General features: G+C 58.4%; 30 protein-coding genes and 1 tRNA gene. 10 read left to right on the top strand and 21 right to left on the bottom strand.

The annotated features are described in order from the left end of the window. The first annotated feature begins 1 nt into the window (after window position 1). Together AC1DLT_RS06175 and AC1DLT_RS06170 are read left to right on the top strand one after the other, a co-directional pair. Window positions 2–2,128, top strand: coding sequence for a phage tail tip lysozyme (locus AC1DLT_RS06175; protein ID WP_477486191.1), 2,127 nt, complete (start codon window positions 2–4; stop codon window positions 2,126–2,128). Further along, entirely contained in the window at window positions 2,128–4,161 is a 2,034-nt protein-coding gene (locus AC1DLT_RS06170) for a hypothetical protein (protein WP_477486190.1), read from the top strand. The genes AC1DLT_RS06175 and AC1DLT_RS06170 overlap by 1 nt, the downstream gene beginning before the upstream one ends. Here AC1DLT_RS06170 and AC1DLT_RS06165 read toward each other — a convergent pair. Together AC1DLT_RS06165 and AC1DLT_RS06160 are read right to left on the bottom strand one after the other, a co-directional pair. After that, complete coding sequence (locus AC1DLT_RS06165) at window positions 4,137–4,379, bottom strand: hypothetical protein (RefSeq protein WP_477486189.1); 243 nt, start codon at window positions 4,377–4,379, stop codon at window positions 4,137–4,139. The two genes, AC1DLT_RS06170 and AC1DLT_RS06165, sit on opposite strands and share 25 nt — an antisense overlap. Window positions 4,380–4,471: 92 nt before the next feature. Then, window positions 4,472–4,903 (bottom strand): hypothetical protein, encoded by a 432-nt coding sequence (locus AC1DLT_RS06160; RefSeq protein WP_477486188.1) that lies wholly within the window; start codon window positions 4,901–4,903, stop codon window positions 4,472–4,474. A 119-nt stretch (window positions 4,904–5,022) separates the two neighbouring features. Between AC1DLT_RS06160 and AC1DLT_RS06155 the strand changes: the two genes are divergently transcribed. The 5 genes from AC1DLT_RS06155 (at window position 5,023) to AC1DLT_RS06135 (ending at window position 9,386) form a co-directional block, all read left to right on the top strand. After that, on the top strand, window positions 5,023–6,291 hold the full coding sequence (locus tag AC1DLT_RS06155) for a hypothetical protein (protein WP_477486187.1): 1,269 nt from the start codon (window positions 5,023–5,025) through the stop codon (window positions 6,289–6,291). Next, entirely contained in the window at window positions 6,288–6,713 is a 426-nt protein-coding gene (locus AC1DLT_RS06150) for a hypothetical protein (RefSeq protein ID WP_477486186.1), read from the top strand. Before AC1DLT_RS06155 ends, AC1DLT_RS06150 begins: the two co-directional genes overlap by 4 nt. Window positions 6,714–7,204: 491 nt before the next feature. After that, a complete protein-coding gene (locus tag AC1DLT_RS06145) occupies window positions 7,205–8,176 on the top strand; it encodes a glycoside hydrolase family 19 protein (protein WP_477486185.1) in 972 nt (323 codons plus the stop codon). After that, window positions 8,173–8,460 carry a hypothetical protein gene (locus AC1DLT_RS06140; protein WP_477486184.1) on the top strand — a complete coding sequence of 96 codons (288 nt, stop codon included), beginning with the start codon at window positions 8,173–8,175 and terminating at the stop codon, window positions 8,458–8,460. Before AC1DLT_RS06145 ends, AC1DLT_RS06140 begins: the two co-directional genes overlap by 4 nt. Before the next feature lie 407 nt (window positions 8,461–8,867). Next, window positions 8,868–9,386, top strand: coding sequence for a hypothetical protein (locus AC1DLT_RS06135; RefSeq protein WP_477486183.1), 519 nt, complete (start codon window positions 8,868–8,870; stop codon window positions 9,384–9,386). A gap of 681 nt (window positions 9,387–10,067) precedes the next feature. Here the strand turns inward: AC1DLT_RS06135 and AC1DLT_RS06130 are convergent. The 17 genes from AC1DLT_RS06130 to AC1DLT_RS06050 all read right to left on the bottom strand — a co-directional run bounded on the left by AC1DLT_RS06130 (window position 10,068) and on the right by AC1DLT_RS06050 (window position 19,110). After that, entirely contained in the window at window positions 10,068–10,535 is a 468-nt protein-coding gene (locus AC1DLT_RS06130) for a hypothetical protein (RefSeq protein WP_477486182.1), read from the bottom strand. Continuing rightward, window positions 10,528–10,875, bottom strand: coding sequence for an STAS-like domain-containing protein (locus AC1DLT_RS06125; RefSeq protein ID WP_477486181.1), 348 nt, complete (start codon window positions 10,873–10,875; stop codon window positions 10,528–10,530). Before AC1DLT_RS06125 ends, AC1DLT_RS06130 begins: the two co-directional genes overlap by 8 nt. Then, complete coding sequence (locus tag AC1DLT_RS06120; protein WP_477486180.1) at window positions 10,872–12,008, bottom strand: hypothetical protein; 1,137 nt, start codon at window positions 12,006–12,008, stop codon at window positions 10,872–10,874. Before AC1DLT_RS06120 ends, AC1DLT_RS06125 begins: the two co-directional genes overlap by 4 nt. Window positions 12,009–12,131: 123 nt before the next feature. Then, window positions 12,132–12,464 carry a hypothetical protein gene (locus AC1DLT_RS06115; protein WP_477486179.1) on the bottom strand — a complete coding sequence of 111 codons (333 nt, stop codon included), beginning with the start codon at window positions 12,462–12,464 and terminating at the stop codon, window positions 12,132–12,134. 282 nt (window positions 12,465–12,746) lie between these two features. Continuing rightward, complete coding sequence (locus AC1DLT_RS06110) at window positions 12,747–13,421, bottom strand: SOS response-associated peptidase (RefSeq protein WP_477486178.1); 675 nt, start codon at window positions 13,419–13,421, stop codon at window positions 12,747–12,749. A 12-nt stretch (window positions 13,422–13,433) separates the two neighbouring features. Then, window positions 13,434–13,778, bottom strand: coding sequence for a hypothetical protein (locus AC1DLT_RS06105; protein WP_477486177.1), 345 nt, complete (start codon window positions 13,776–13,778; stop codon window positions 13,434–13,436). Between the two features lie 3 nt (window positions 13,779–13,781). Beyond that, window positions 13,782–13,994 carry a hypothetical protein gene (locus AC1DLT_RS06100; protein WP_477486176.1) on the bottom strand — a complete coding sequence of 71 codons (213 nt, stop codon included), beginning with the start codon at window positions 13,992–13,994 and terminating at the stop codon, window positions 13,782–13,784. Between the two features lie 268 nt (window positions 13,995–14,262). Continuing rightward, window positions 14,263–14,748, bottom strand: a complete 486-nt coding sequence (locus tag AC1DLT_RS06095; RefSeq protein ID WP_477486175.1) for a hypothetical protein — start codon at window positions 14,746–14,748, stop codon at window positions 14,263–14,265. A 271-nt stretch (window positions 14,749–15,019) separates the two neighbouring features. Beyond that, window positions 15,020–15,439, bottom strand: a complete 420-nt coding sequence (locus AC1DLT_RS06090) for a hypothetical protein (protein WP_477486174.1) — start codon at window positions 15,437–15,439, stop codon at window positions 15,020–15,022. 94 nt (window positions 15,440–15,533) lie between these two features. Next, window positions 15,534–15,812, bottom strand: a complete 279-nt coding sequence (locus AC1DLT_RS06085; RefSeq protein WP_477486173.1) for a hypothetical protein — start codon at window positions 15,810–15,812, stop codon at window positions 15,534–15,536. Between the two features lie 161 nt (window positions 15,813–15,973). Then, window positions 15,974–16,483 (bottom strand): hypothetical protein, encoded by a 510-nt coding sequence (locus AC1DLT_RS06080; protein ID WP_477486172.1) that lies wholly within the window; start codon window positions 16,481–16,483, stop codon window positions 15,974–15,976. A 102-nt stretch (window positions 16,484–16,585) separates the two neighbouring features. Then, window positions 16,586–16,822, bottom strand: a complete 237-nt coding sequence (locus AC1DLT_RS06075; RefSeq protein ID WP_477486171.1) for a hypothetical protein — start codon at window positions 16,820–16,822, stop codon at window positions 16,586–16,588. Window positions 16,823–17,011: 189 nt separating this feature from the next. Further along, window positions 17,012–17,260, bottom strand: coding sequence for a hypothetical protein (locus AC1DLT_RS06070; protein ID WP_477486170.1), 249 nt, complete (start codon window positions 17,258–17,260; stop codon window positions 17,012–17,014). After that, window positions 17,257–17,391, bottom strand: a complete 135-nt coding sequence (locus AC1DLT_RS06065; RefSeq protein WP_477486169.1) for a hypothetical protein — start codon at window positions 17,389–17,391, stop codon at window positions 17,257–17,259. Before AC1DLT_RS06065 ends, AC1DLT_RS06070 begins: the two co-directional genes overlap by 4 nt. Window positions 17,392–17,476: 85 nt before the next feature. Next, window positions 17,477–17,920 (bottom strand): helix-turn-helix domain-containing protein, encoded by a 444-nt coding sequence (locus tag AC1DLT_RS06060; protein ID WP_477486168.1) that lies wholly within the window; start codon window positions 17,918–17,920, stop codon window positions 17,477–17,479. A 325-nt stretch (window positions 17,921–18,245) separates the two neighbouring features. Continuing rightward, window positions 18,246–18,854: a hypothetical protein gene (locus AC1DLT_RS06055; RefSeq protein WP_477486167.1), complete on the bottom strand. Its 609-nt coding sequence runs from the start codon at window positions 18,852–18,854 to the stop codon at window positions 18,246–18,248. Between the two features lie 19 nt (window positions 18,855–18,873). Next, window positions 18,874–19,110, bottom strand: a complete 237-nt coding sequence (locus AC1DLT_RS06050) for a helix-turn-helix domain-containing protein (protein WP_477486166.1) — start codon at window positions 19,108–19,110, stop codon at window positions 18,874–18,876. Window positions 19,111–19,400: 290 nt separating this feature from the next. Here AC1DLT_RS06050 and AC1DLT_RS06045 point away from each other — a divergent pair, with 290 nt between their 5' ends. The 3 genes from AC1DLT_RS06045 to AC1DLT_RS06035 are packed head-to-tail and all read left to right on the top strand — an operon-like array spanning window position 19,401 to window position 20,940. Beyond that, window positions 19,401–20,243 carry a hypothetical protein gene (locus tag AC1DLT_RS06045; protein ID WP_477486165.1) on the top strand — a complete coding sequence of 281 codons (843 nt, stop codon included), beginning with the start codon at window positions 19,401–19,403 and terminating at the stop codon, window positions 20,241–20,243. Continuing rightward, window positions 20,240–20,473 (top strand): hypothetical protein, encoded by a 234-nt coding sequence (locus AC1DLT_RS06040; RefSeq protein ID WP_477486164.1) that lies wholly within the window; start codon window positions 20,240–20,242, stop codon window positions 20,471–20,473. Before AC1DLT_RS06045 ends, AC1DLT_RS06040 begins: the two co-directional genes overlap by 4 nt. Next, window positions 20,470–20,940: a hypothetical protein gene (locus tag AC1DLT_RS06035; protein ID WP_477486163.1), complete on the top strand. Its 471-nt coding sequence runs from the start codon at window positions 20,470–20,472 to the stop codon at window positions 20,938–20,940. The genes AC1DLT_RS06040 and AC1DLT_RS06035 overlap by 4 nt, the downstream gene beginning before the upstream one ends. Before the next feature lie 174 nt (window positions 20,941–21,114). On the opposite strand, the gene AC1DLT_RS06030 is transcribed toward AC1DLT_RS06035, so the two are convergent. Both AC1DLT_RS06030 and AC1DLT_RS06025 read right to left on the bottom strand, forming a co-directional pair. Next, window positions 21,115–21,190: transfer RNA gene (locus tag AC1DLT_RS06030), tRNA-Thr, on the bottom strand. Window positions 21,191–21,320: 130 nt separating this feature from the next. Further along, a complete protein-coding gene (locus AC1DLT_RS06025; RefSeq protein ID WP_477486162.1) occupies window positions 21,321–22,277 on the bottom strand; it encodes an NAD(P)H-dependent flavin oxidoreductase in 957 nt (318 codons plus the stop codon). Window positions 22,278–22,374: the final 97 nt, after the last annotated feature.

The raw sequence follows: 22,374 nt of genomic DNA, 5'->3' as shown, positions 1-22,374 counted from the left end.
GATGGCAATTTCGAAAGCATTCGTCTGGGGCGAGGGCGGGGCGCAGCTCACGCCTGAACAGATTGCCAAGCAGCGCGAGATCGAGGACGCACTCCTGCAGCGTGGGGTCGATACGTCACCTGTCGGCAGCGCCTACGAAGGCTTGGCACGTGTTGCTAACGCTGCAGCAGGCTCGTTCCGCCGCGGTCGGCTGGCCCGGGCAGAGAACGAGAACAAAGCTTACGATGCCGCGGCGTTCAACAATATCGTCGGCCTTATGAACGGCGGCGGTGCAGCAGCGTCCCCATCGGCATCTGGTGCGGCGGTCACGCTTCCCGGCTCCGGCATTGCCAGTGAAATCAAGGCTACCGATCCGTCGATTGATGTTGCCGACAATGACATCTACTCGCCGTTCATCGATACAGTGAAGGCAGGCGGTCTCAGCAACCCCTATGGCCTGGCTGCCGTTGCCGCGACTGGCAAGGCGGAGAGCGGATGGTCTCCGAAGAATGCAAATCGCTCCTGGTCTGATCCCAGCGAGAACGGGCAGGGCGGGACGGCGGGTGGCGTCATGTCCTGGCGCGCGGAGCGGCTGCAGAACCTTTACAACTACGCTGCCTCGAAGGGCGAGAAGCCGGGAGCGATCAGCCCACAGACGCAGGCGGAGTTCTTTCTGAAGGAAGATCCGCGGCTTATCGCCAAGCTGAACGCCGCCCAATCACCGGACGAAGCAGCCGGCCTGATGGCGAATGCCTGGAAGTTTGCCGGATATGATCGACCGGGGGGCGAAGCCGCCCGCCGCCGCAGCTACGTGAATGCATATCTGCCGAAATTCCAGGGCGGCAACGAGGTGGCGAGCCTAGACCCGTCCGCAGGCATGGCGCCGGCCGCTGCCGCAATCGAACGACAAGCACCTGCGTCGGGCTATGTTGATCCCGTGATTTCCGCCCCCAACTATCGGCCGCCAGCCGCCGCGTCTCAGCCTGAACAGGCCGACGCAGTGCTTCCACCGCTGCCGAGCCGGGATATTGCGCCAGCGCCAGCCGTGGCTTCGGTTCCTCCCGTCCAGGTCGCTCAGGCGGCCCCGCCCGCTGTTACTGCGCCGAATGGAGCACCTATTCCCCCGGAGATCCTGCAGGTGCTCGGCGATCCGCGCGTAAGCCAGAGAACCCGCGGTATCGCGACCCTACTCCTTCAGCAGCAGCAGGCGCGCAACCAGGCGATCCTTGAGCAGCGATTGAAGCAGGCCGATCCCGGTTACCAGGCCGATCTGCGTCTCAAAACGATTCAGGCAGATCAGCTCGCCAACCCGAAGATCTCGCCGGCCGAACAGGCGCGCATCGACATGGACAAGGAGAAATTCGGCTACGAGAAACAGAGCGGTAGCGACAAGCTCGCCCTTGATCGCGAGAAGTTCAATGCCGATCGCGAAAACAACCGACTGACGCCAGACATCAAGGAATATGACGCCTACGCCGCTGACGAACGGGCGGCTGGGCGGACGCCGATCGGCCGGCTTGATTACCAGCAGGCCGTCAAAAAGGCGGGCTCGTCGTCAACCAACGTCACCGTCGGTGAGGGGGACAGCTTTTACAAGGAACTGGACAAGAAGAACGCCGAAACCTTCAGCACGCTTTCCCAGTCGGGCATGGAGGCCAGAGGCAAACTCGCACGGATCGATCGTCTCGAAGGCTTGATGTCGAATGCTCCGCAGGGTGCAATAGGCGCACTGAAGCAGGCGGCCGGCGAGTGGGGCATCCCGACCGAGGGCCTGAGCGATATCCAGGCCGCGAGCGCTCTGCTGGAAAAGATGGTTCCGGAACAGCGCCTGCCCGGTTCCGGCACGATGTCCGACGGCGATATCAAGATGTTTCGGGCATCTCTTCCTCGCATCATCAACCAGCCAGGCGGCAACCAGCTTATCTTCCAGACCATGCGCGGGATTGCGCAGTATGAACAGCAGATGGGTGAAATCGCCGATCGGGTCGCCAATCGCGAAATCAATCCCGCCGAGGGGCGCCGCCAGATCCAGGCTCTGGCCAACCCGCTCGCTGACTTCAAGATCCCGTCTGGCCCAACGCCGAATGAAGGCTTTCAGGACCGGCCAGACCTGGGGCCCGGTGTTCGTATCAGAAAGAAGGCTGACTGATGCCAACCTATGAAGTCGATCTCAACGGACAGACATTTGAAATCGAAGCGCCGGACGAGGCGTCGCTTTCCGTTGCCGTGAAGAAACTGCAGTCGAACGGGGGGGCGGCGGGCAAGGACAATGACCCCGGAGCATGGAGCGTCGACAATGTCGCGAGATCTCTTGGCCGCGGGGTCTTGGGTGTCGGATCGTATCTGGATGAGGCCAACGCCGCGACCAATGCCACCCTGGCGCCGATCGTCGACCCGCTGTTGCCGGACAGCTTTAAGAAGCTCCCCGGTGACACCTGGGGCGAGCGATATAATCAGGCGCTCGATATCCAGCGCGGCAAGGATGACGCTTTCGACGCTCAGCACCCCATTGCGTCTACCGGGTTGAAAATTGCCGGCGGCGTAGGCTCGGGCATAGGTCTCGTGAAAGCGGCCCCAGTCATTGGGAATATGGTGCTCGGCAATGGCGGCCGGTCTTTGCCTGCAAAAGTGGCGGCTGCTGTTGGCGCGGGAGGCAGCACAGGTTTCGTCCAAGGCTTCGGTGCAGGCGAAGACGGAGTTGCCAATCGTCTCAGACAGGCCGGCTTGGAGTCTGTAACTGGTGCCGGCACTGGCCTTGTCATGATGCCCGTCGCAGCCGGCGTGAACGCGGGGGTCAAAGCCGCGGCCAGAGGCCTGATCGGTGAAAGTGATGATGCGCTCTCGTCGATGACGCGTGAGGGACGCAACTACGTTACTAAGGAACTTGCAGATCCTGAACAGGTCGGCTGGTATCGCACTGAACTTGATCGCCTTGGACCGGATGCGATGCTCGCTGATGTCTCGCCCGACTGGCAGGGCGTTGCCCGTGGCGCTGCTGCCCGACCCGGAACACGCGGCATGATCGTCGATCCGCTGAACGAGCGCTCGGCGACGGCGAATACACGTCTCCGGGGTGATGTGGAGGCCAACCTCGGCCCAGATCCGATCCCATCAGCCATTGATCGGGAAATCGGCCAGAGCCAGGAGCAGGTTGGACGACAGTATGCGCCGATCTTTGCCGAGCGGTCGCCTTTCGATTTTACCCCGATCACCGACGATCTTGATCGGCAGATCACGACCTTGCGCGGCGATGCACAGCGCCAGCTTCAGCGCGTCCGCGGCATGCTGAACGAGTTTGGCGGCGAGGGCGTTACCAGCGATCCTTCCGTTGCCTTCCAAACACGCCAGGCGATCGATGGTGTATTGGCGACGGAACAGAACCCGAAGGTCATCAACGCGCTCACGGATGCGCGCCAGATGATCGACGACGCGCTCACCCGGTCTGTTCCTCGCATCAAGGAGGTGGACGCCAGCTTCTCCGAACTCGCCCGCCAGCGGGAGGCATTGGCGACCGGCCGGCCGATCCTCAACAATGAGGCTTCGGCAATGCGGCCAGTCGAGCTTCAGGAGGCATTGGTGCAGGGCGCGCAGCCCCAAGGCATGCAAGTCGGCCCGTCGGCCGTCCCGACCCGCATGCGGCAGGCCGCACTTGGCGAGGTACACCGGGCGATCGGCACCAAGGCCAACGACACCACAGCGTTGCGCAACATCGTTCGGGGTGAGGGTGACTGGAACCGGGAAAAGCTCGGGCTTCTCTTCGGTCAAGACAACGCCGATCGCGCCCTCGCTGCCATCGATCGGGAGACGGTATTCGGTGACACCGCCAATCGCGTTACGCGTGGTTCGGATACGGCAATGGGTACCCGTTTTACAAAGTTTCTCGACGATATCGAGAACGCGCAGGATATACCGGGCGACACGACGCTGACCGGCCTTGGCACGAAGGCAGCCCGCAGCATCATTCGCTCCCTCACGCAGGCCAAAGCAAGTGCGGACACCGGGAAAGTTGCTGAGGAAGTGGGGCGCTTAAGCGTTGCTCAGGCGAACGCGCGCGATGAGATCATTGAAGCGCTGATGAAACGCGGCAAGGAGAACCACCTGGATCAGCAGAGATTGGGCGTGATTAACGCGATCCTTCAGAGCGGCGGCCGGTCGGCCTATCCGTCTTTGGGGGTGCGCTGATTGCGGGCAGCATCCCAGCGCCCGATAAAAAAGCAGATCGGACCAGCGAGGACGGCGCCAGCAAAAAGCATCGTCAGCTCGGTTGGCAGCTGTTCAACTGCCCAACGGGTACTGAAGACGACAGGAATGGCGATTGCGACAATCAAAGCAGTCGCCACCAAGGCAACGATTTTGATCGCCCTGTGAGAAAGCTCGTTTTTGTCATGATCGATCTGCATGCGCTCACAATGGCGATAGACTTCTATTTTGTCCAGAAGCACCGGAGAGGACGACAGGAGCAATCGCCTGCTTCAATGCGCCGACCGTTGGTTCAATACCCACCCGGACGGATCATCGCCGCGCGATTTCCGCACAAAGTGCCATCTGCTGCGCGATCATAGTAGGAATAGCAGTTGCCGGGATACCTCGGCCCGCCGTAGCCACCCCCTCCGCAGTTGTGGTTTGCGCAGTATGCGACCGCTGCGCCACCAACAGCAATCACCGCCAGCGCCGCGCCTGCCTGATCCTGCTTCTGGACCATGCTCGGGCATTCGTATGGGTTGACGTTTCTGCGGGTCAGTTCGGCTACCATTTCGCGCGCGAAGTTGGGGTCCTGCGTTTGTAGGAGCGTCCGACAAATGTCGACCTTTGGAACACCTTTTGGATTTTGTCTGAAGGCTTCCTGAGAAGTGGTCGAGCAGCCCGCCAAAGCAAGCGAAAGCGATGCGGCTACGACCAGCCGCGTTGAAATTGCGATGTTCAAGATGTCCCCCTGATTGCTCACGGACATCTTCGCACAACCAGAGAAATAGTCGAATCCGAACCGCCAATATCGTTAAAGCGCCTCGCAATCGCGGGGCTGCTTCCGCTTGGAGATCCTGAATGCCCTATGATAGCAACGGCAACTACACGCTGCCTGGGAGCTATTTCGTCGAGAACGGCGATACGGTCCTGCCTGTTCAGCACAACCCGCCACTGGAAGACATCCAGGCCGCGCTCAGCAGCGTCATCTTGCGCTCGGGCGTTGCCCCGATGAGTGGCGATCTCAAAATGGGCTCAAAGAAAATCACAGGCATGGCCGCCGGCACAGCCGCGACCGACGCCGTCAACAAGGGCCAGCTCGATCAGGTTTCTTTTCGCTATTCGGTGAAGACCGGCAACTATAAGGGCCTGGTTACCGATAACGGTGCGCTTCTATGGTTCACCGGCGCCACCCCGACACTGACGCTCGACCCGGCGGCCACGCTTGGCGCCAACTGGAACGTGATGGTCAAAGCGGCTGGTGGTGACCTCATCATCGATCCGAATCTCGCAGAGCTCGTTAACGGTGTCGCGACCGTCACCATCAAGAACGGCACGCTTGGTCTCCTGATCTGCGACGGCACGGCTTTCAAGCTTCACACTGATCTGTCGACCAGCGGTGGCCTGATGTCCGGCGACGTCGACATGGGCGGCTACAACCTTACGAACGTGGTGCTGGGTGGATCTATCGGAGGCCCGCAGCTTCAAGGGTATTTCACCGGGCTTGCCGTCACCACCAATGCCAGCGACGCAACGAATGACTTCGATATCGCTATAGGCGCGGCCTCGGCGGACACCAGCCCATACTACCTCATGCAGCTCACCAGCGCGCTCACCAAACGCTCCGATGCTTCGTGGGCGGTTGGAAACAATCAAGGCGCGTTGGACACCGGCACGATCGGCAACAACACCTACTATATCCACGAGATCCAGCGACCAGATACCGGCGTCACCGATGCGCTCATCTCTCTCTCGTTGACCGCGCCCACGATGCCGACCGGCTACACGCGGAAACGACCGATCGCGACATTCACTCGCACCGCCGGCGTGAACGGACCTCCCAGGTCTTTGATTGACGTGGTGTCTACGCTGGGCGTCGGGCAGACGTATCAAACGTTCACGACGACTGGTGGTGTTGGTCGGCAGAACACCACGGGCAAGCCTATCCTGGTTTTCCTGCTGTATGGTGCCGGAACCACAGGTACATTTTCCGTTTCAACGGATGGCGGCACGTACAATCAGCTCTACGACCATTCGGGCGGTGCATCGCGCGCATCGACCTCAGTCATCATCCCGAATGGACAATTCTATCGAACGAACGTCGCGCAGATTGTATGGGAGCTGAGATGATGTCGGAAATCTGCTATTTCTCGCCATCCACCAATAACGCGTGGATGGTTGTCGAACCGCCTTCCGCCGAATTCCTGGCGGCGCATCCGTGGCCGGAAGATACTATGGAAGTACCGATGCCGCCGCCGGATGGGGGTGAGCCGCGATATATCGGCGGCGTGTTCGAATGGCAAGCCGTTGAGCCCGTTGAGGTTATCCCTGACGCTGTGACTGCCCGCCAGTTCAAGCTTCAGCTTCTCGCTGCTGGCCTTCTCGATCAAGTAGATGCTTGGATTTCCACGCAAGACCGGGCCACGCAGGTTGCTTATGAGTACAGCGGCACATTCGTTCGGAATGAACAGATGATGCAAGCGGGCTTCGAAGCCATGGGCTTCACCCCTCAGCAGGTCAGTGCCTTTTTCGTCGCAGCCTCAAAGCTATGAGGTGCCGACCGTTGCGCGGCGGGTGATTTCTAAAGAACTTGTGTCACGATCCAGGCGGGTATCCCCGCAATGATCACGCCGGCTAGCAGAGCCGAAATCATCTTGATCACATTGGCACGTCGCGCTCGCCGTGCGTCCCACTCATAAACCATCAATCCGCCCTCACGCCCTCGCTGTGCCAAATTGAAACACCGCTCGACCAAGGTGTCGAGTGGTTATTTAGGACATGGTAAAATTCGTGGATTGGATCATTGGCCAACAAGGGCCCGCACTGGTCCGCCAGGGTGAAGGCCCTCAACCCGACGCAGAACAAACAGGTTCCGAAAGAAGAGGGCTCGACCCGTTTTCCCCGTTCGAGCCCTCAATAGTCTCTTGGCGGTGGGAACATCGCACAGCTTATAGGATAGCGCATCACCCAAACAGGGTACACCGTGTGAGCTAGGCTCGCGCGCTGGATGCGCCTCTCTAACTCAACCCCAAAGGACATCACCATGAGCGTCATCACCGCCGCGCAAATCCGCGCGGCCGCAAAATCGCGCGTCAATGAAGGCAACATGAACTCCGTCCTGGTCGCGATCGACAAGTTTGGGCTGGATCTGGGGCTCAACCGCCCGCACCGCGTCGCGCATTACCTTGCGCAGCTGATGCACGAGAGCGGCGCCTTCCGCTTCGATCAGGAGGTGTGGGGACCGACGCCGGCACAGGCCCGGTATGACACCCGCACCGATCTCGGCAACACGCCACAAGCTGACGGCGACGGGTACCTCTACCGCGGCCGCGCCGGCATCCAGGTCACCGGCAGGGCGAATTATCAGGCCTTCCGCGATTGGTGCCGAGAGATGGGTTATAATCCGCCGGATTTCGTTGCCCAGCCGGATCTCGTCAACACCGATCCGTGGGAGGGGCTGGCGCCGCTATGGTACTGGTCGACCCGGAACCTGAACGCCTATGCCGATCGCAACGACATCGAGACGATCACCAAGAAGATCAACGGCGGTAAGAACGGCCTGGTCGACCGCATCGACTACTATGGCCGGATCTCGCTAGTTCTGCTGGGCTACCAGCCGACCGAGACGGACATCCGCCGCTACCAGTCCGAACGCGGTCTCGACATCGACGGCGACGTCGGGCCGAAGACACGCGCGGCCTTGCACAAGGATCTGCTCGCCCTGTCGGGAGCATCGGTGCAGATGGCGGCCTTCTCCGCCTCGCCTGTGATCGAAGAGAAGGCCGTGGTGCCGGCCGCCGTCGAGGCGCAGGTCAAACGCAAGTTCAGCCTGTTCGGTCTTTTTGGCGGCGGCGGATCGTTCGGTGGCCTTGGCCTGGCTGCCTTGGCCGGAATGGATTGGCAGGTGGTTGCGGTGCTCGCAATCGTCATCCTGATCACGCTGATCCTTGGCCTCTTGCTCCAGAACTCCGTCGTCTCAGCGGTCGGCAAGATCAAAGCTGCGGTGGAAGCATGATCACCGACAAGATCAGCATGGCGATCGGTGTGGCCGGCGGACTGGTGCTCGGCTTCGCCGTCTTCACCACCATCAACGCGGTCTGGTGGCTACCAGACGCGAAGGAGGAGGCGCGCGCCGTCGAGCGCGCCTCCATGCAGGCAGCAACCGACAAAGCAGTAGGAGAACTGAGCAATGAAGCTGACAAGGCTCGCTTTAACCGTCGCATGTGCCGTGAGCGCGGCGGCGTGTACCTCAACTCAACAGGTCAGTGCCTCGAAGGAGCAACTGTCCCGCACGGCTAGGGCAATTGTCGGCACGGCACTGATCGGCGCCAAAGGCGCAACACCAGTTGACCAGGAGGCCATCGATGACACGGTTGCCGGCGTGTGTGGGGCGGGTGTCTGGACGCCTGGGGAATGCCTGGCGCATGACCAGAAGACGGCCGGTAAGTATCCGGTCAATTGACCTTCTTGCCCGCCAAGTGGGTTACTGATCTGAAAATCTGCGAATAGTCGGGCGGCTTATCCCATGCGAGCTCTGATGAGCAACGGGGGCAGGGCATGCCCGCAGCGCCACAGCCGCAGCAGCGCGTTCCACTCCAAGCTTTTGTTGGATGAGCCTCGCAGACCCAGCCGGTATCCTGACATGATTTGCATTGTCGCATTCACGCGCCTCCTTTTCGCATCGGGGAAATGGAGTCGCCTGCCTCATGGTCAACGGGATCGAAACCAGAACAAACAAGCCAACTCAGACTGACGCATTGAAAAGGGCAGCGGGAATAATGACAGGGATTGATGATATGCAGCTTCCGAGAAAAGCAGCCAAACTAGAATGGAACCTTAATACGATCATCAACCTGATGACGTTGATCGGGATGCTAGCGGGCGGAATCTATATCTGGACGAACACGACCCGCGACATCGAAGACCTGAAGAAATGGCGGCTATCCCATGAGGACTATCACAAGGAGCGCCTCGCGGAGACCCGGGCACGAGAGGCCAGCTTCAACGAGCGCCTTCGCGCCGAGGAGGTCCGCGGCAATGATGTTGACCGAAAGATCGACAATCTCACCTATCGCGTTACGGTTGCCGAACAGTCTGCCGTCAGCATCACGTCATCCATCAAGGACCTCCAGACCGGCTTCAACAAGCAGGCGTCCGATATCCAGGTGGTGAAAGAGATTTTGCAGAGGATGGAGGCCGCGCAACAGGGCAGGACTTCGCGGTAGCCGTTCCCCATTACCACAAATCAATGAAGTCGGGGAGTGATGAGGTCCTAGCTAGGTCTAAAAGACAAACGCGAACGGGGAAATGGCGGAGATCCACGACGGTACAATTTTCTTCAATGTCCCGGAAACAAGCGCCAGGACCTGGACCGGGGTAACGCCGACATAGGTACAGTCACGCCCGCTTCGATATTTGAGGCGAAGTTCGCGTGCCGCTACATCATAGACCAAGCAGGCTACCCGCCTTCCAAACAAGTAAAAGTACTGCTTGTTGCTTTCCATCCCGCAATCCCCACGCTGTGCACAGCTACTACATCTATCAATTGTGACAAAAAATCGTCCACTGTAAAAGCAGAAATTTAGAAAGCCCAGCCTCGCAGACCCGCAGCGGGGCCCCCGCCGCGCGAGGAGGTTTCGAAAGCGGAATTTCACGCATCTTAACACCACCAAACCGAAAAATGCCGCGGGATTCGGCGACGGCCGAAGGGCCATCGTGCCGTCGAAGCGAGCCACATAAGTCGGTTCGCATCTCGTGGGAACCTGGGCTTTCAGGACCAGCAGCGTGACATCGACGAGGTGAAGACCGCACAAGGCAGCGTCTACGGCCAGCGGGATATTATCCTGGATCTTCGAGAGCGGCTTGATCGTGTCGAGAGGCAGCGGGCCGGCTCATCAGGAACTTAGCTAGTAGAGCCCGATTCGGTTCCGCTCGTAGATTATTGTCCGCGCCGCCATTTTCAGAGCCGCTGCGGCTGATCTAACCTCTCCGACGCGGGCAATATCCGCCGAGCGGTCCTTTACGTCAAAATTGCCACCACTGGCAGCTCGACGGAAATTCAGGTGAGCCGAGTCGATTCTGAGACCGGCAGTGGACACCCGTTGTTTAACAAACGAGATGAGGCCAGATATATCGTGTAACAGGCAGATAGTCTCCGAAACTTCAGGAGCCTCCGGGTTCCCAACTCTGCTCCAGACCTGAGAGGACGCCTTAGCACATTCGTTTGTCAGCTCTTCAAGTTCTTTGAGTGTAGCGTCAATGAGCTTCCGATTGTCGGTATAACGCTGCGTAAGAGCTAAGCCGAAAAGGCCGGTGATGCCCGTCGCCAGGCCACCTATAATGGAGACAAAAAGTGTCTGGAAGATATCAGGCATTCGTCGTCTGGTCGACGTAGGTCCTGATATCCTGTACATATATATCAAAGTTTGAGGATGCTATGAGCTTTATCCGGGACAGGAACTCTGTTGAGCTTATTTTGAGTTCCCGAATTGCTCCGCCGAATGCCTCCTCCAAAAAAGAGGAGGGATAACCCCGAGTGCCATCGAGTTCGATGACAACGGTTTCATAGTCCCTGAGCGCCGGAAGCAGAATTTTTTCGCGGAATTCTTGGCCAGACGCGGGGCCGTCAGAATAATAGCGGCCGCCCGGAGTACGCGAAAACTCCTTAGCTACGTTGATGATCTTCTCAGCCATCGATTTGAGCCCGCCCATCATTGTTCAATGCTCCACTCAATCAATGTGCCGCCGAGAGATTCGTGGTGGCTAGTCGCTTGAATGGTTTTTGTCAAGCTATCATACATCGCTTCCCCCCGGCCACTCACGATTCGAAGATAGCCCTTGTGATGGTCCAAAAGGCGCATGATTATGGGGAGGCCTCGGCCACGCTCCTTGAGGGTCGTTCGAGTCCTGCCATATTCCATAGCTGCTGCAATCATATTTCCATCGTCGGACTTCAACCCCAAACTCAGAAGGGGCCGCAGGTGTTCCCAGATGCCTGATCGAGGAAGGGTATGCGGAATACCTACTCCCAAATCCAAAACCGCGGCAGTAAGTCTTTTCTTTGATCTATCGTACGAACCTGTCATGAACCATGTGCCTTGCTCGACACCAAACCACTGGCCCTTTTCTGAATATGCGTGATGCTTTGAGTTTTTCAACGCTTCAATGAGGCCATCGTAAATGAAATTCTCGGCTGGTATGATGCCTGCTATTTCCGATAGGCAGTCGAGCAAGTGCCCGCACTTCTCCCCTGTTACCTCGGTATCGACGCTGAACTTTATTATATCGACGTCATCTTCCCTCGGGGGTAGGAATGATCGCTGAACATTGGGTGTGGCGAGCAGATCAAAAAGACCTAGTTCATGCAGCAGTTTCCGAACGGAAGGATTCCATTCATCCTGCCTTACAGCTGAGAACCGCAGACCCAAGAAACGCTGAATTCGATACAGTTCACCAGCCAACATCAATGCGGCGCCCGGTGCCAGAGATTTGAGCGCCGAAAACTCGATCCCAAAAGGTTGCCGGGAGAAAATCAGATCATTGTAAACCAGTGAGCGAAGATGACTGAAAAATCCAGCAACTTGATCGTAGTTCTGCCGAAGTGAAAAGTTGGACGGCGGCACAATAAACTCGTGTGGAGCATGGCTGCCGGGGGCAATGATGCGTGCTGGTGCGATTAAACTAAGCGGGCGAGCAACCCGGTTTAGTGGCTTATGCTGAGGGCGAACAGGCGCCCGAGGCTTCGACAAACTCAAAAATGAGTTCGTCGGCCGTGATTGAATGCGGCGGAGCTGCCTTCGAGCGCGACGAATGTGCCGGAGAATTGCCCGAGTGGTTAATTTTTTCAATGTGGCGCCTCGTTACAAAGGGGACCATATTCGCTACGGTCGTAAAAAGTCACGTCCATAATCGGTTGGTCGGCGCATTGGCCAGTTAGTGGTCCACTAATCTTTGTATCGGCCGGTATGAGGTCATGGATCATTCTTATGTCCGGCCCCAATCTGGATCTCCGTCCCCGTATCAAGCACGATATGCAGGTCCCGGATTATGCCGGCGGCATCGAGCAATGCGGCCTTGACCTGATCAGGCGATCGATTGCCCAACCCCAAGGCCACGGCTGTCGTCTGCAGGTCGATCACAGCGTCGGCCGCGGTATGGCCCCCGGGTATGCCGATTGTCTCCCGCATATCGCGGATCGTTGTTATCGCGCGATTGAGTAGCTGGCGCGCTTCATCACCGCGCAGCTTTTCGACCTCGTTCGCGGCCCGGACCAGCTCTGAAATGAAGTCGGTGGTCGAACTCATCAGCCATTGCCTTTGTAGGTCGCTGCACCCCGCCAAAGATTTAAAGCCTGCGACCACGTCCTACCCTTGGTCTCAATGCGCTGGCCCATGTATTGCCCTACGGCGTGCCATACGCTCTTTGAGCTTTGATGGAGGCTGACTGTGACTTCTTGATCCCAAATCTTTACGATTTTGTCCATTTTGCCCTCCCGCGACTATTCTACGAGTGCCGTCCCGGCTGATCAATGTAGCGCGTTCCCCGTTATCTTGCCGGAATGAAGCGCGGCGCCCGACTTTCATCGCTCAAAGCAAAGTCGGGACCTCTTCAATCGGACTGGTCGGCGGCTCCACGATCACCAGCATGTTTCCCGGTAGCGGCCGCTGCAGATGCTTGGCCTCCTCCCATGGTGCCGTAAGCCACAGGTCGACCTCTGCCGGCGTCGTGAGGATCGCCGGCATTGCCTTCTGATGGATCGGAGAAACGACCTCGTTGGGCTCAGTCGTCAGGAACCCGAACAGCTCATATTCCCGCTCTCCGTCTCGAACCTTGCGAATACCCCGCCACGGCGTCCAGAAACCGGCGAAGAACATCAAGGGGCGATCCTCGCTGCCGGCGAACCAGGCGTTCGGCACGCGGCCGCCCATGACCTTCCTGGCAGGGTCCGGTTCCGCGAAAGACGTGAACGGGACCACGCAGCGGCTGGTCGGGCCGAGCCAGCGTCTCCAGTGCGGCGAGCTGACGTTGCGGATGTTGGTGACGCCGGGGTCGTAGTTTTTCACGAAGGCCGGCGGCGATGGCATCCCCCATGTCAGGCTGGCGATTTCCCGCTGCCCGTCCTCTCCGACGCGGACGACCGGCGCCTGGTAGCCGGGATAGACATCAAGCGAGGGCTGGTTCCAACCGGCCTTGTCCCGGAAGGATTTGGTGAACTGCAGGACAGCCTCGCGGCTCGTGGTGACATTGTAGAGGTTGCACATTCGCTCTCACCGTTACAATTTGATATCGCGCCAAACCGGCCGCTTCACGGTCCTGATCTCGACGAGTTCCCGAACAGGAAATCCCTTGATCCTATCGCCAATGACCATTTCGAAGGACACTTCCATATAATCGTTCCTTCTGCATTTTTCGCAACGGAAGCGATGTTGAAGTTCCATCACGTGGCGGTCGCCGACAAGCTTCGCGATGTCCATGGGACGATAATTTCTTGTAATCTGGGGACGGCACCATTTGCAGGTCACCTTGACGAATTGCCCGTTCTGGTGGGCATCGAGCAACCGGGGGATCTTGGCTTCAGAATAGGGATGGGCACCGCCTTTGTATTCTACGCTGGGCACAGATCACCGCTCATAACGCGGCCGCCAGCCGCGGGCGAACCCTCGGCTTCCCGCGAACTCCGCCAACGCCAATTGCTTCCGCAAATGCCTGTTATCCTCCAGCAATGTCGCGATTGCCGCTCTGGCGTCGTCATCGTGCCAGGCGAGCACCGCCTCAACTTCCCATTGGATGTCGATCTCGGATTGCGTCTGCGGTTCGGGCTGCATGGTCGTCATCTGTCCACATTGAGCATAAGCGGAGCGTTGTCGGCATCGACCGCTTCGGCCACCCGCGGCTTCTTGGGCGCAGCGGGACGGCGCTTCGCCGGTTTCCTCGGCGGCAGATCGGACGAAAGCACCAGGGGTGCGGGAATGGAACAAGCATTACCGTCCGCCTCGACCGAGATCGCATCGGGTACGGGCTCAACCTCGACCGCAGAATTTGGCGGCAAGGACCGCGCCGGTTCGCTGGGAGAGCTGGCCGCTGGGTTTGGCTTGAACTCTATCATTTATGGCCCTTTTGCAGTTCTGAATTGAAGTCGAAGCCGATGATCCTGGGAGCATCTCGATAGCCCCGCACGCCGTCGCGAACCCGCTCGACGCTGCAAACTCCGAGCATTGGCCGGCCTTCGTTCTTCATCTGGTGGGTGAGCTGCTTCAGGGCATCCTCCGGGCCCGTACCGTTGCCCCAGTCGGTGAGCAGATTGTCTGGGAGTTCCGGAGTCGGCCCCACGCCGCTTTTCCAGAGTATGCGGAAGTCACCCGTCGACTTGCCAAAGCCCACCTCCAGCCAGGACATCGTGGGCCATTCGTCGTCAGGCAAAGTTCCGTATATATCGGCTCGGAAATACTCAAACGACTCGTCGCGCCGCTCTACCAGCCCTGCCAGCAGTTCCTTGCTGGGGTCATCGATCGGCCGAATAAATGCCCACATGTATTCAAGTTCATCTGCGGTGCCGTCGGACGGCGACGGTGAGATTGTTTCAGACATGGCTAGTCCTTCACGCCGAAGCGTGCTGAAGCTGTGGATAATATGTGGATAGCAACCCCAGTGGGCGGCTTGGATGTTCTAATTATGTTCTCATCTCGGGATGAGTCAACAGGGATTCGTTCTACGATTTTGCTGATGTGATACGGGGCTGGGAAACGCCCGCGAAAATTCCCAATATCTATCTAGCGTCGGGATATCTGGATAGACGATGGCGGCGCCCGCCCGCCGACATGGTCACGCCATGTGAGCTGTTTTTCGAGCCGCGTACTCGCTAGGAAGGGCGGAGTTTTCCTACAGCAATCTTTGAAACCGGACCGGCGGTATCCACTTGTACGCCCACAAACGGGATCGTATGCATATGGTGAACCTTAGTCACCGAGAACCCATTTCTCTTAAGAAGTTCGAGGATTTCACTAGCTAGCTGCTGCGAATCCAAATCGCCTACTACGCCGCCCAACTCGACCGGTCGTTCTTTTGGAAGGTTGGCGAGTAGCTGTCTTTTCACGCTAGCGATCGATAAAGCCAAAAGAATCTTTGCTGCTATGCCAGTTAGCAGACTGGATATTCCCAAAATGATAGCCGTCCAGCCTAGGAGAAAATCCCCGGCTGGAAACGTGTCTGGATAGGCTTGGCCTATTCCTGATAAGATGCCGGCAACGATACTGCCGACGGTGAGAACGCGAGTTATCATAGTTACTCAACCGTGTTGGTACCGCGATCTCTCGATCATCTTTGTAATTGGAACGTCCCCTTCGGAGTCAAATCCGGCAATAGATTACGAGCGCTCAGTCGCCCACAACACCTACACGCTTGCGATCGACAACAATGGTGTCAAGGAGCGAAGTCTTCTCGTTCAGGACCGCAAGCAGCCCTTCGGTATCGGGCCAAGCCAAAGTGAAGCGATATATGGCCATGGCCCCCAAAGGCTCTAGATCCGGGTCATGCCGCCTAAGTTCTTCACGCTCCGCCACGGCTTCGCGTTGGCAGTCCTCTAGAGAAGCCTCGAATCCCAAAGAGTCGTCACTGCCCGGTACGATCTGATACCCATATACAACCAGTTCCATTCCGTCTTCCTCGGCAAATCACCCGCATAGGTATAGCTTTCTACGAGGGTGGTGGAACTCTCAAAATTGAGGGTATCGGCTTGCTCTAGGTATCTGCGGTAAAACCGCGTTGAGGCGAGAGAGCAGCTTTGGCAGGGGACGGTTGGTGATGGCAACCCCAGTCACCGCCCAAGCGTCGTCACCGGCTCAATGCGGTATCTCTTCTGGAATTCCAGGAGAACCATTTCGAGCGTCGCCTCGAAAGCGCTCACGTCAAACTTCTTCGTTGTCGTTGGCTCGTGCAGATAGCGCCAGTCGATGAAGGCATCCTTGTGCTGACACAGCATGTGACGAATGTTGTAGTCGATGAAGACATGGTTGGGGTGGTACGGGACCACCGCCCTCTTGAACTCGGCGTCGAGTTTCGCTTGGCTTTCGGGCTTCAGGCGCTCGAACAGCTTTAGCAGGTCGTGCGATTTGGCAAATTTGGGATTGTCGTAGTCGAAAACGAACCACGCTTTGAGCGCCAATTCCATCGAGAGCGCCAAAAGCATCGGCTCAACGCCAATATGGTTGCTTTCGCTTAGGTCCGAATAATTTCCGAATCCCCGGTCTGGAAAAGTCCGAGTTTTCCTGAGTATCGCCCTAGCGGCATCTCCGATTCTGATGGCCGTCGAAAGGCGCGCACTCATGAGGGGTCCAGTGGGTTGATGTAGGCTGGGCTTAAACTTAACGACAACAAGGCGACGACCGCAATGGGCTAAGCGGACCAAGCGCCTAGTTCCGTCGTACGTCTATTCCAGCTTCCGTTTCAGCGCCTTCAGGAGAGCGTCCAGCTCTGCATTCGAGCCATGCGCCAACATGAGGTTGTCAGCCACCTCAATGATCGCCGTCAGAACCTCCGGCTCGTCCCATCCGGCCTTCACTGCGGCGTGGATCAAATCCTGCAGAGGGATCTCGATCGCCATCTGGCAGAACAGGTGCCTATTCTCATCTTTAACGGGGACGGTTGGTGAAGGAATGTCGATCATCGAGACGAAATAGAGCCCCAACGGCGTCGGCAAGCGGAATGGGAGACCGACCAAGCATCCAAGGGGAGGGTGTCGCGAGAGCGTGTTCGTGGGCGACGAACGATCTAATGAGGGACGGGGGATTAGCTCTCGCGACGGCAATAGAACTGGCTGCAGGCGCATTGGTTCCAGCACCAGCTACCTGACGCGCTACAGGGCAAAATCGTCGGGCAGGTCCTTCGTCGACTTTCGTTTCTGTCGGCCGGCCTCCCATCGCGCCAACGCTGCTTCAGCCTCTTCCTCACGCGAATGATTGTGCTGTTTGTACTGCGTGGCCGTGAAGGGCATCACGCGGGCGATGGTGCCGTCGCGTTCCAGCTCTACGGTGACGCCTTCGGAGTTGGCAATCTGGGCCATCCTTTTTAGTTCGGCAGCGGTGAAGAGCGTGCTCTTGGTCACAGCCTTATCTCCTCCACTTCCTCGTCACAGCTTTCAGGGCCGCCCGCAGCAAAGCCGGACTGCAGGTAAGTGCCGTTACCAGGCATAGCAAACACGGTAACGGCGAGGGTAAGAGGATCGATTTTTACCATCGAGCCAGACTTCTTGGCTGCCCGAAAGATCCGCTCTAGGTCGGCTTGACGGAAGGATGCTCTGGTTATTCGTACAGGGGGCAGATCAGGTCTGTTGCCCATCATCCGTTCTCCTAGGTTTGACAGCGGCCTGCGCTTCGAAATCCTCGACGTCTTGCCGGCGTATACGAAGCAACTTACCGCCGAGCTTGAAATTAGGTAGTTCACCCGAGGCGCAAAGGTTTCTGACATGACGTTCGGAGCACAGCCAGCGCTTTGCCAATGCCGCCGGCCCGTAGGCGTTCGGGAGGTGAGCAGGGACCGGCTTCTCGGCCTTCTGCAGTACCTTATCTGCGGGCAGCGCAGAAAACGCTATATCGAGTCCGAGCTTGTCCCAAACGCGGCACCCGTCGATTTGCTTCGGTCCCGGCATGCGGGCATCGCCGACCATCTTCTCGAACTGGACGACGTCTACGCCGATGTATCGCGCCGCTTCGTCGCGTGCCATGCCTCGCGGCGGATATAAAAAAGCTTCACCCCCCTTTGCCATAGCCAAGTCACTCCCAACTTCTAAAAAACTGAGATGGAGAAGGTCGAACCCGTGAAGGCTAGAAGCGTGCAATCTACTACAGAACACCGGCGCAAGCGATGGTCGCCGACCCTAATCCGATTGGCTGCCGATGTTGCCAGGGAAAAGGGCGTTGCAGTTCGACTTGAACCCGATGGCTCAATTGTCGTCGCGCCCGTGGACACGTCGGCGATCGATGTCGAGCCTAATAACGGGTTGAAGGATTGGTAGAATTATCTGGATTCGCGGTAAGCGCTTTTTCGCGAGCGAGCTGACGATCGGCTCCGCCGTCAACTCCAGCCAGTCATCACGCGGGGTGGTCGTACGCCTTTTGAAGTTTCCACAGCCGCCGCCCCTCCGCTGTGAGGGAGACCAGTTCATTTTTATCGGGAGTGCCGTCATCACTGGTCGCAGAAATAAGACCCCGCTCGGCGAGCTTCTTCTTCGTGCTCGGTCCAAACCCGGGGATCGCTTTGATAGGCACTTTCAATCCAGCCTTACGCGAAGCAAGCCAGCTTATCGCAGACCTCTCCAAAGAATTTAGTGGCGGTTGAATCGGCCCGTCTGCCCCTCGCAGGGCCGCAAGAAGTTTTTCAACCTTTTCCTCTTCCTCTCGCTTATCTTCGGCCTCGTGTTCGTCCCACAAGTCGTCATCAATATACCATTCCTTCAAAAGCGCCTGAACCGGCGGGGCGTTATCCACCGGTCGCAAGATGATAGCCCAGCCCTGGTGCCCATCGCGGTTATCGACAAAATAGCGGCGTTGCACCGAGAAGTTTTCCGGATCTCTGTGTCTCCAAGAAAAGCAAAGGGTATCGCCTACATTTGGGCAAGCCCCATAGCCCGAGAGAGGCGATTCCGAATGTGACAAAAGCGAGCCGTCCGGTTGCAGCACGTAAAGTCTGACGGTTGTCATTATTCCACACCCGCGATCTCTATTTAGGCTTCGCCAGCCGAACGCCAGCACCGCCGCCATTCTGAGCGATGAAGACAATCCCAGCCTCCACAAGCGTGGCTTCGATCGCGAGAATTGTGGTTTGGTGGCCTGACAGGTCCCCTTCCATTGCCTCTAGCCGCTTGATTGTCGGGACTGACACTTTGCACCGCTCGGATAGGTCTGCCTGCGACCAACGCAACAGTGCCCTCGCTGCCCGTACCTGCTCTGCTCTCACAAATGATCCTTTTTAGATTAAATGATACGATTGGGCTTGCAGCAATAACCCTAATGTATTAAATAATCTCTAAGGGATCAAATAGCAAGGAGAGACCGACGATGTTCAACATCAGCGCTAGCCGCGTCGGCGGGATCAGGTTCTTGAAGGTCGGAAGACTGACGTTCGCGTTCAGCGTCTCACGCGCTTATCGCCCCATCGGAGCCCGCTAAAGCGAAGTGGATCGGGAGGGAGCTCGAACTCCTCCCCGACCCAAGATCTCAACGAAACCCCTCGTGAAGGTAACGAAAATGACCATCAGCAAATCTACCACAGTCGCCGCCAGCCTGGAACCCACGATAAACCGCCGCAGCCTGCTTACCGGCATCGCCGCCGCGTCGGCTTCCGCCGCCGTCGTCGCAACACCTGCCCCGGCGAAGGCTGCAGCCGCTTCCACCGCCGAGAACCCCGCACTGCTGCAGGCTCACGGTGAACTGCTGGCAGCTCGCGCCGAGCATGAACAGGCAAAGACGGCGCTGGAATGGCTTGTCGCCGAATGGCGGCACCTGTGGCCGCTCGCGCCCGAAGACCTTTTGGGCGGCGCCAACGCACATTCGCCATACGGAAGCGGCGGCAATCCCGAGCGCGATATAGCCGGCCGGTTCTTGTTGCGGGACACGAGCGTCCTGACCAAACGTTTCAACGCCAAGCGGCGCGCCAAGGCCGAGGAAACATGTTTCCATGTCATCACTTCAGAGGACGCTCTGGAGAGCCTTGCATCTTGGGAGAAATGCAACCCGGTCGGCCGGACTGAAAAGTCTCTCGATCGCAACCGTGCCTACCGCGAAGATATGATCCGCAGATATCGGTCATTGATTCCGGTAGCTAAAGTCTATGAGGCGGAGACGGCACGGCTCAGGGCTGCATCGGGCGTCGATGCCGTGAAAGAGCGGATTTCAAACAGTGGCGTGAAGGCGGACAGCGCGGCTTCCAAAATCTCGCGCATTCCCGCCTTCACGCCCGCCGGCCTCGCGATCAAAGCAGAGATCCTTGCCGCCAGCCCCGTTTTCGCGTCGGAGATCGGGAACCGTGGGTTCCTCGGAGACACCGCCCGCTTGATCCAGGCAGTCATAGACATGGCAGGGAGGGCATGACGATGAAGACCAGGGAAGCCATCACGTCGGCTGACGTTGAGCGCAGCTATCTCATCCTTGCCTTGCTGGAGGTCACTCGCGGCGCTGCTGATTACATCAGTGATCAGGGCGAGACAGAGGGGAGTATGGGAAGCATCGTCGAGACGCTACGACATATCAGCCACCTGCAGGGTGAATTGCACGACGCGTTAGAGCGCGCCACCCGCGAAAGCGATGGAGAAGGCGAATGAGCATCACCCTCAAGAAGCGCAAGCAGCTCGACCAGTTCATGAGCCGCATCATGGAGCCCCTTCCCCAGGGGGCTCTAACGGATCTGGAATATAACCGGCTGCTTCGGGACGCGCGCCGGACGGCATGGCACAAGGGCGAAGCCACTCTGAGGCTCCATCATGCGCGCCTCGAAATCAATGACGCCATGCTGATCTTCGATCGCGTCGTGGCCGAGCAGCATCTAACGGCAGAGGATGAGGATGCGATCTACAGCAAGCGCGATCGGATGCTTGCCAACATGAAAGCGGCGACCGAGAGACAGATCAGGACGCCCGCGCCAGATCAGGCCGCTATTGAATGGAAGCGGCGGAGGATGGCAGACCTGTATTCGACCGCTCGAATCAGTCGGGAGGAGATTGCCGAGTTGATCGCAGCCGACGAGGCTTTCCTTTCGGCCCATCCAATCAAGAAGGGCCGAGCCTCCTAAGCAAATCGCAGTTCCCTGCCCTGCCCGCTTCGCGAATGGAGCGGGGTTTTTTGTGCCCGTATTTTGCCAATCACGGGAACGTGATCGAGCATTTTTGGGTGGATAGGCGAGGGGATCGGGTAAAAACGGGAATGGCTTATGTACTTGAAACTAATGCGAATATTGGTGGATAACTGGTGCCGCTTGCAGGACTCGAACCTGCGACCCCATCATTACGAATGATGTGCTCTACCACCTGAGCTAAAGCGGCACGGGCAGCGACCGGTTTTGCCGGGGCTGCGAGTGATGCGGCTGATACAGGCAATGACCTGCGATTTCAAGCGGGCTTTTTGGCTTCGCGACGATTTTCCTGGAAAGACGGTTATTATCCAGCCCTTAGTTTAAACTGCGAGGCGCTCGCGCGCCGCCCGGTATTCGTTTTCCAGCCGATCGACGAGTTCCGCGACCGGAACCACCGCCTTGACCGCGCCGACACCCTGGCCTGCCCCCCAAATCTCCTTCCAGGCCTTCGGTCCGCTGACCGCCTGGTCGAAATCCATCTTGGACGGATCGGCGACCGGAAGGGCGTCCGGGTCCATGCCGGTGGCGGTGATCGAACCCTTGAGGTAGTTGCCGTGGATGCCGGTGAAATAGTTGGAATAGACGACGTCGGCGGCATTCGAGTCGACGATCATCCGCTTGTAGCCCTCGACGGCGCGCGCCTCCTTGGTGGCGATGAAGGGCGAGCCGATATAGGCCATGTCGGCGCCCATGGCCTCGGCCGCCAGGATGCCGCCGCCGGTGGCGATCGCGCCGGCGAGCAGCAACGGCCCGTTGAACCATTCCCGGATTTCTTGCACCAGCGCGAAAGGCGACAGCGTGCCGGCATGCCCGCCGGCGCCGGCGGCGACCGCGATCAGTCCGTCCGCACCTTTGCGGATCGCCGAATTGGCGTGGCGGTTGTTGATGATGTCGTGCAACACGATGCCGCCATAGGAATGCACGGCGGCATTCACCTCCGGCACGGCGCCCAGCGAGGAGATGACGATCGGCACCTTGTATTTCACGCACATCATCAGGTCGTGCTCCAGGCGCTTGTTGGATGTATGAACGATCTGGTTGACGGCAAAGGGAGCGGCAGGCCTGTCGGGATTGGCGGCGTTATGGGTGGCGAGATCCTCGGTGATCATGGCCAGCCACTCGTCGAGCTGGCTTTCGGGCCGCGCATTGAGCGCCGGGAAGGCGCCGACGACGCCGGCCTTGCATTGCGCCAGCGTTAGTTCCGGGTGGGAAATGATGAACAGCGGCGACGCGATCACGGGCAGGCGAAGCCTGTCCTTGAGGACTGCTGGAAGCATGGATCAAAAACCTCCCGATTGACCTTTACGCAAACGTAAATCCGTCTACCAGATCGCGGAGGCCCCGAAAAGCCGGTGGAAAGATTTTCGAAGCAGA

The sequence above is a fragment of the Neorhizobium sp. 05N33 genome, assembly GCF_056397445.1.
This window is presented reverse-complemented; position numbering and strand designations above follow the sequence as displayed.

Excerpts from the sequence above, each read along its gene's own strand:
- AC1DLT_RS06035 (WP_477486163.1), top strand. The coding sequence starts at position 20,470 with ATGAGCATCACCCTCAAGAAGCGCAAGCAGCTCGACCAGTTCATGAGC.
- AC1DLT_RS06065 (WP_477486169.1), bottom strand. The coding sequence starts at position 17,391 with ATGGTAAAAATCGATCCTCTTACCCTCGCCGTTACCGTGTTTGCTATG.
- AC1DLT_RS06085 (WP_477486173.1), bottom strand. The coding sequence starts at position 15,812 with ATGGAACTGGTTGTATATGGGTATCAGATCGTACCGGGCAGTGACGAC.
- AC1DLT_RS06170 (WP_477486190.1), top strand. The coding sequence starts at position 2,128 with ATGCCAACCTATGAAGTCGATCTCAACGGACAGACATTTGAAATCGAA.
- AC1DLT_RS06055 (WP_477486167.1), bottom strand. The coding sequence starts at position 18,854 with ATGACAACCGTCAGACTTTACGTGCTGCAACCGGACGGCTCGCTTTTG.
- AC1DLT_RS06040 (WP_477486164.1), top strand. The coding sequence starts at position 20,240 with ATGACGATGAAGACCAGGGAAGCCATCACGTCGGCTGACGTTGAGCGC.
- AC1DLT_RS06145 (WP_477486185.1), top strand. The coding sequence starts at position 7,205 with ATGAGCGTCATCACCGCCGCGCAAATCCGCGCGGCCGCAAAATCGCGC.
- AC1DLT_RS06090 (WP_477486174.1), bottom strand. The coding sequence starts at position 15,439 with ATGATAACTCGCGTTCTCACCGTCGGCAGTATCGTTGCCGGCATCTTA.
- AC1DLT_RS06165 (WP_477486189.1), bottom strand. The coding sequence starts at position 4,379 with ATGCAGATCGATCATGACAAAAACGAGCTTTCTCACAGGGCGATCAAA.
- AC1DLT_RS06075 (WP_477486171.1), bottom strand. The coding sequence starts at position 16,822 with ATGATCGACATTCCTTCACCAACCGTCCCCGTTAAAGATGAGAATAGG.
- AC1DLT_RS06110 (WP_477486178.1), bottom strand. The coding sequence starts at position 13,421 with ATGTGCAACCTCTACAATGTCACCACGAGCCGCGAGGCTGTCCTGCAG.
- AC1DLT_RS06155 (WP_477486187.1), top strand. The coding sequence starts at position 5,023 with ATGCCCTATGATAGCAACGGCAACTACACGCTGCCTGGGAGCTATTTC.
- AC1DLT_RS06080 (WP_477486172.1), bottom strand. The coding sequence starts at position 16,483 with ATGAGTGCGCGCCTTTCGACGGCCATCAGAATCGGAGATGCCGCTAGG.
- AC1DLT_RS06175 (WP_477486191.1), top strand. The coding sequence starts at position 2 with ATGGCAATTTCGAAAGCATTCGTCTGGGGCGAGGGCGGGGCGCAGCTC.
- AC1DLT_RS06060 (WP_477486168.1), bottom strand. The coding sequence starts at position 17,920 with ATGGCAAAGGGGGGTGAAGCTTTTTTATATCCGCCGCGAGGCATGGCA.
- AC1DLT_RS06095 (WP_477486175.1), bottom strand. The coding sequence starts at position 14,748 with ATGTCTGAAACAATCTCACCGTCGCCGTCCGACGGCACCGCAGATGAA.
- AC1DLT_RS06125 (WP_477486181.1), bottom strand. The coding sequence starts at position 10,875 with ATGATGGGCGGGCTCAAATCGATGGCTGAGAAGATCATCAACGTAGCT.
- AC1DLT_RS06025 (WP_477486162.1), bottom strand. The coding sequence starts at position 22,277 with ATGCTTCCAGCAGTCCTCAAGGACAGGCTTCGCCTGCCCGTGATCGCG.
- AC1DLT_RS06150 (WP_477486186.1), top strand. The coding sequence starts at position 6,288 with ATGATGTCGGAAATCTGCTATTTCTCGCCATCCACCAATAACGCGTGG.
- AC1DLT_RS06115 (WP_477486179.1), bottom strand. The coding sequence starts at position 12,464 with ATGAGTTCGACCACCGACTTCATTTCAGAGCTGGTCCGGGCCGCGAAC.
- AC1DLT_RS06045 (WP_477486165.1), top strand. The coding sequence starts at position 19,401 with ATGACCATCAGCAAATCTACCACAGTCGCCGCCAGCCTGGAACCCACG.
- AC1DLT_RS06100 (WP_477486176.1), bottom strand. The coding sequence starts at position 13,994 with ATGACGACCATGCAGCCCGAACCGCAGACGCAATCCGAGATCGACATC.
- AC1DLT_RS06140 (WP_477486184.1), top strand. The coding sequence starts at position 8,173 with ATGATCACCGACAAGATCAGCATGGCGATCGGTGTGGCCGGCGGACTG.
- AC1DLT_RS06130 (WP_477486182.1), bottom strand. The coding sequence starts at position 10,535 with ATGCCTGATATCTTCCAGACACTTTTTGTCTCCATTATAGGTGGCCTG.
- AC1DLT_RS06135 (WP_477486183.1), top strand. The coding sequence starts at position 8,868 with ATGGTCAACGGGATCGAAACCAGAACAAACAAGCCAACTCAGACTGAC.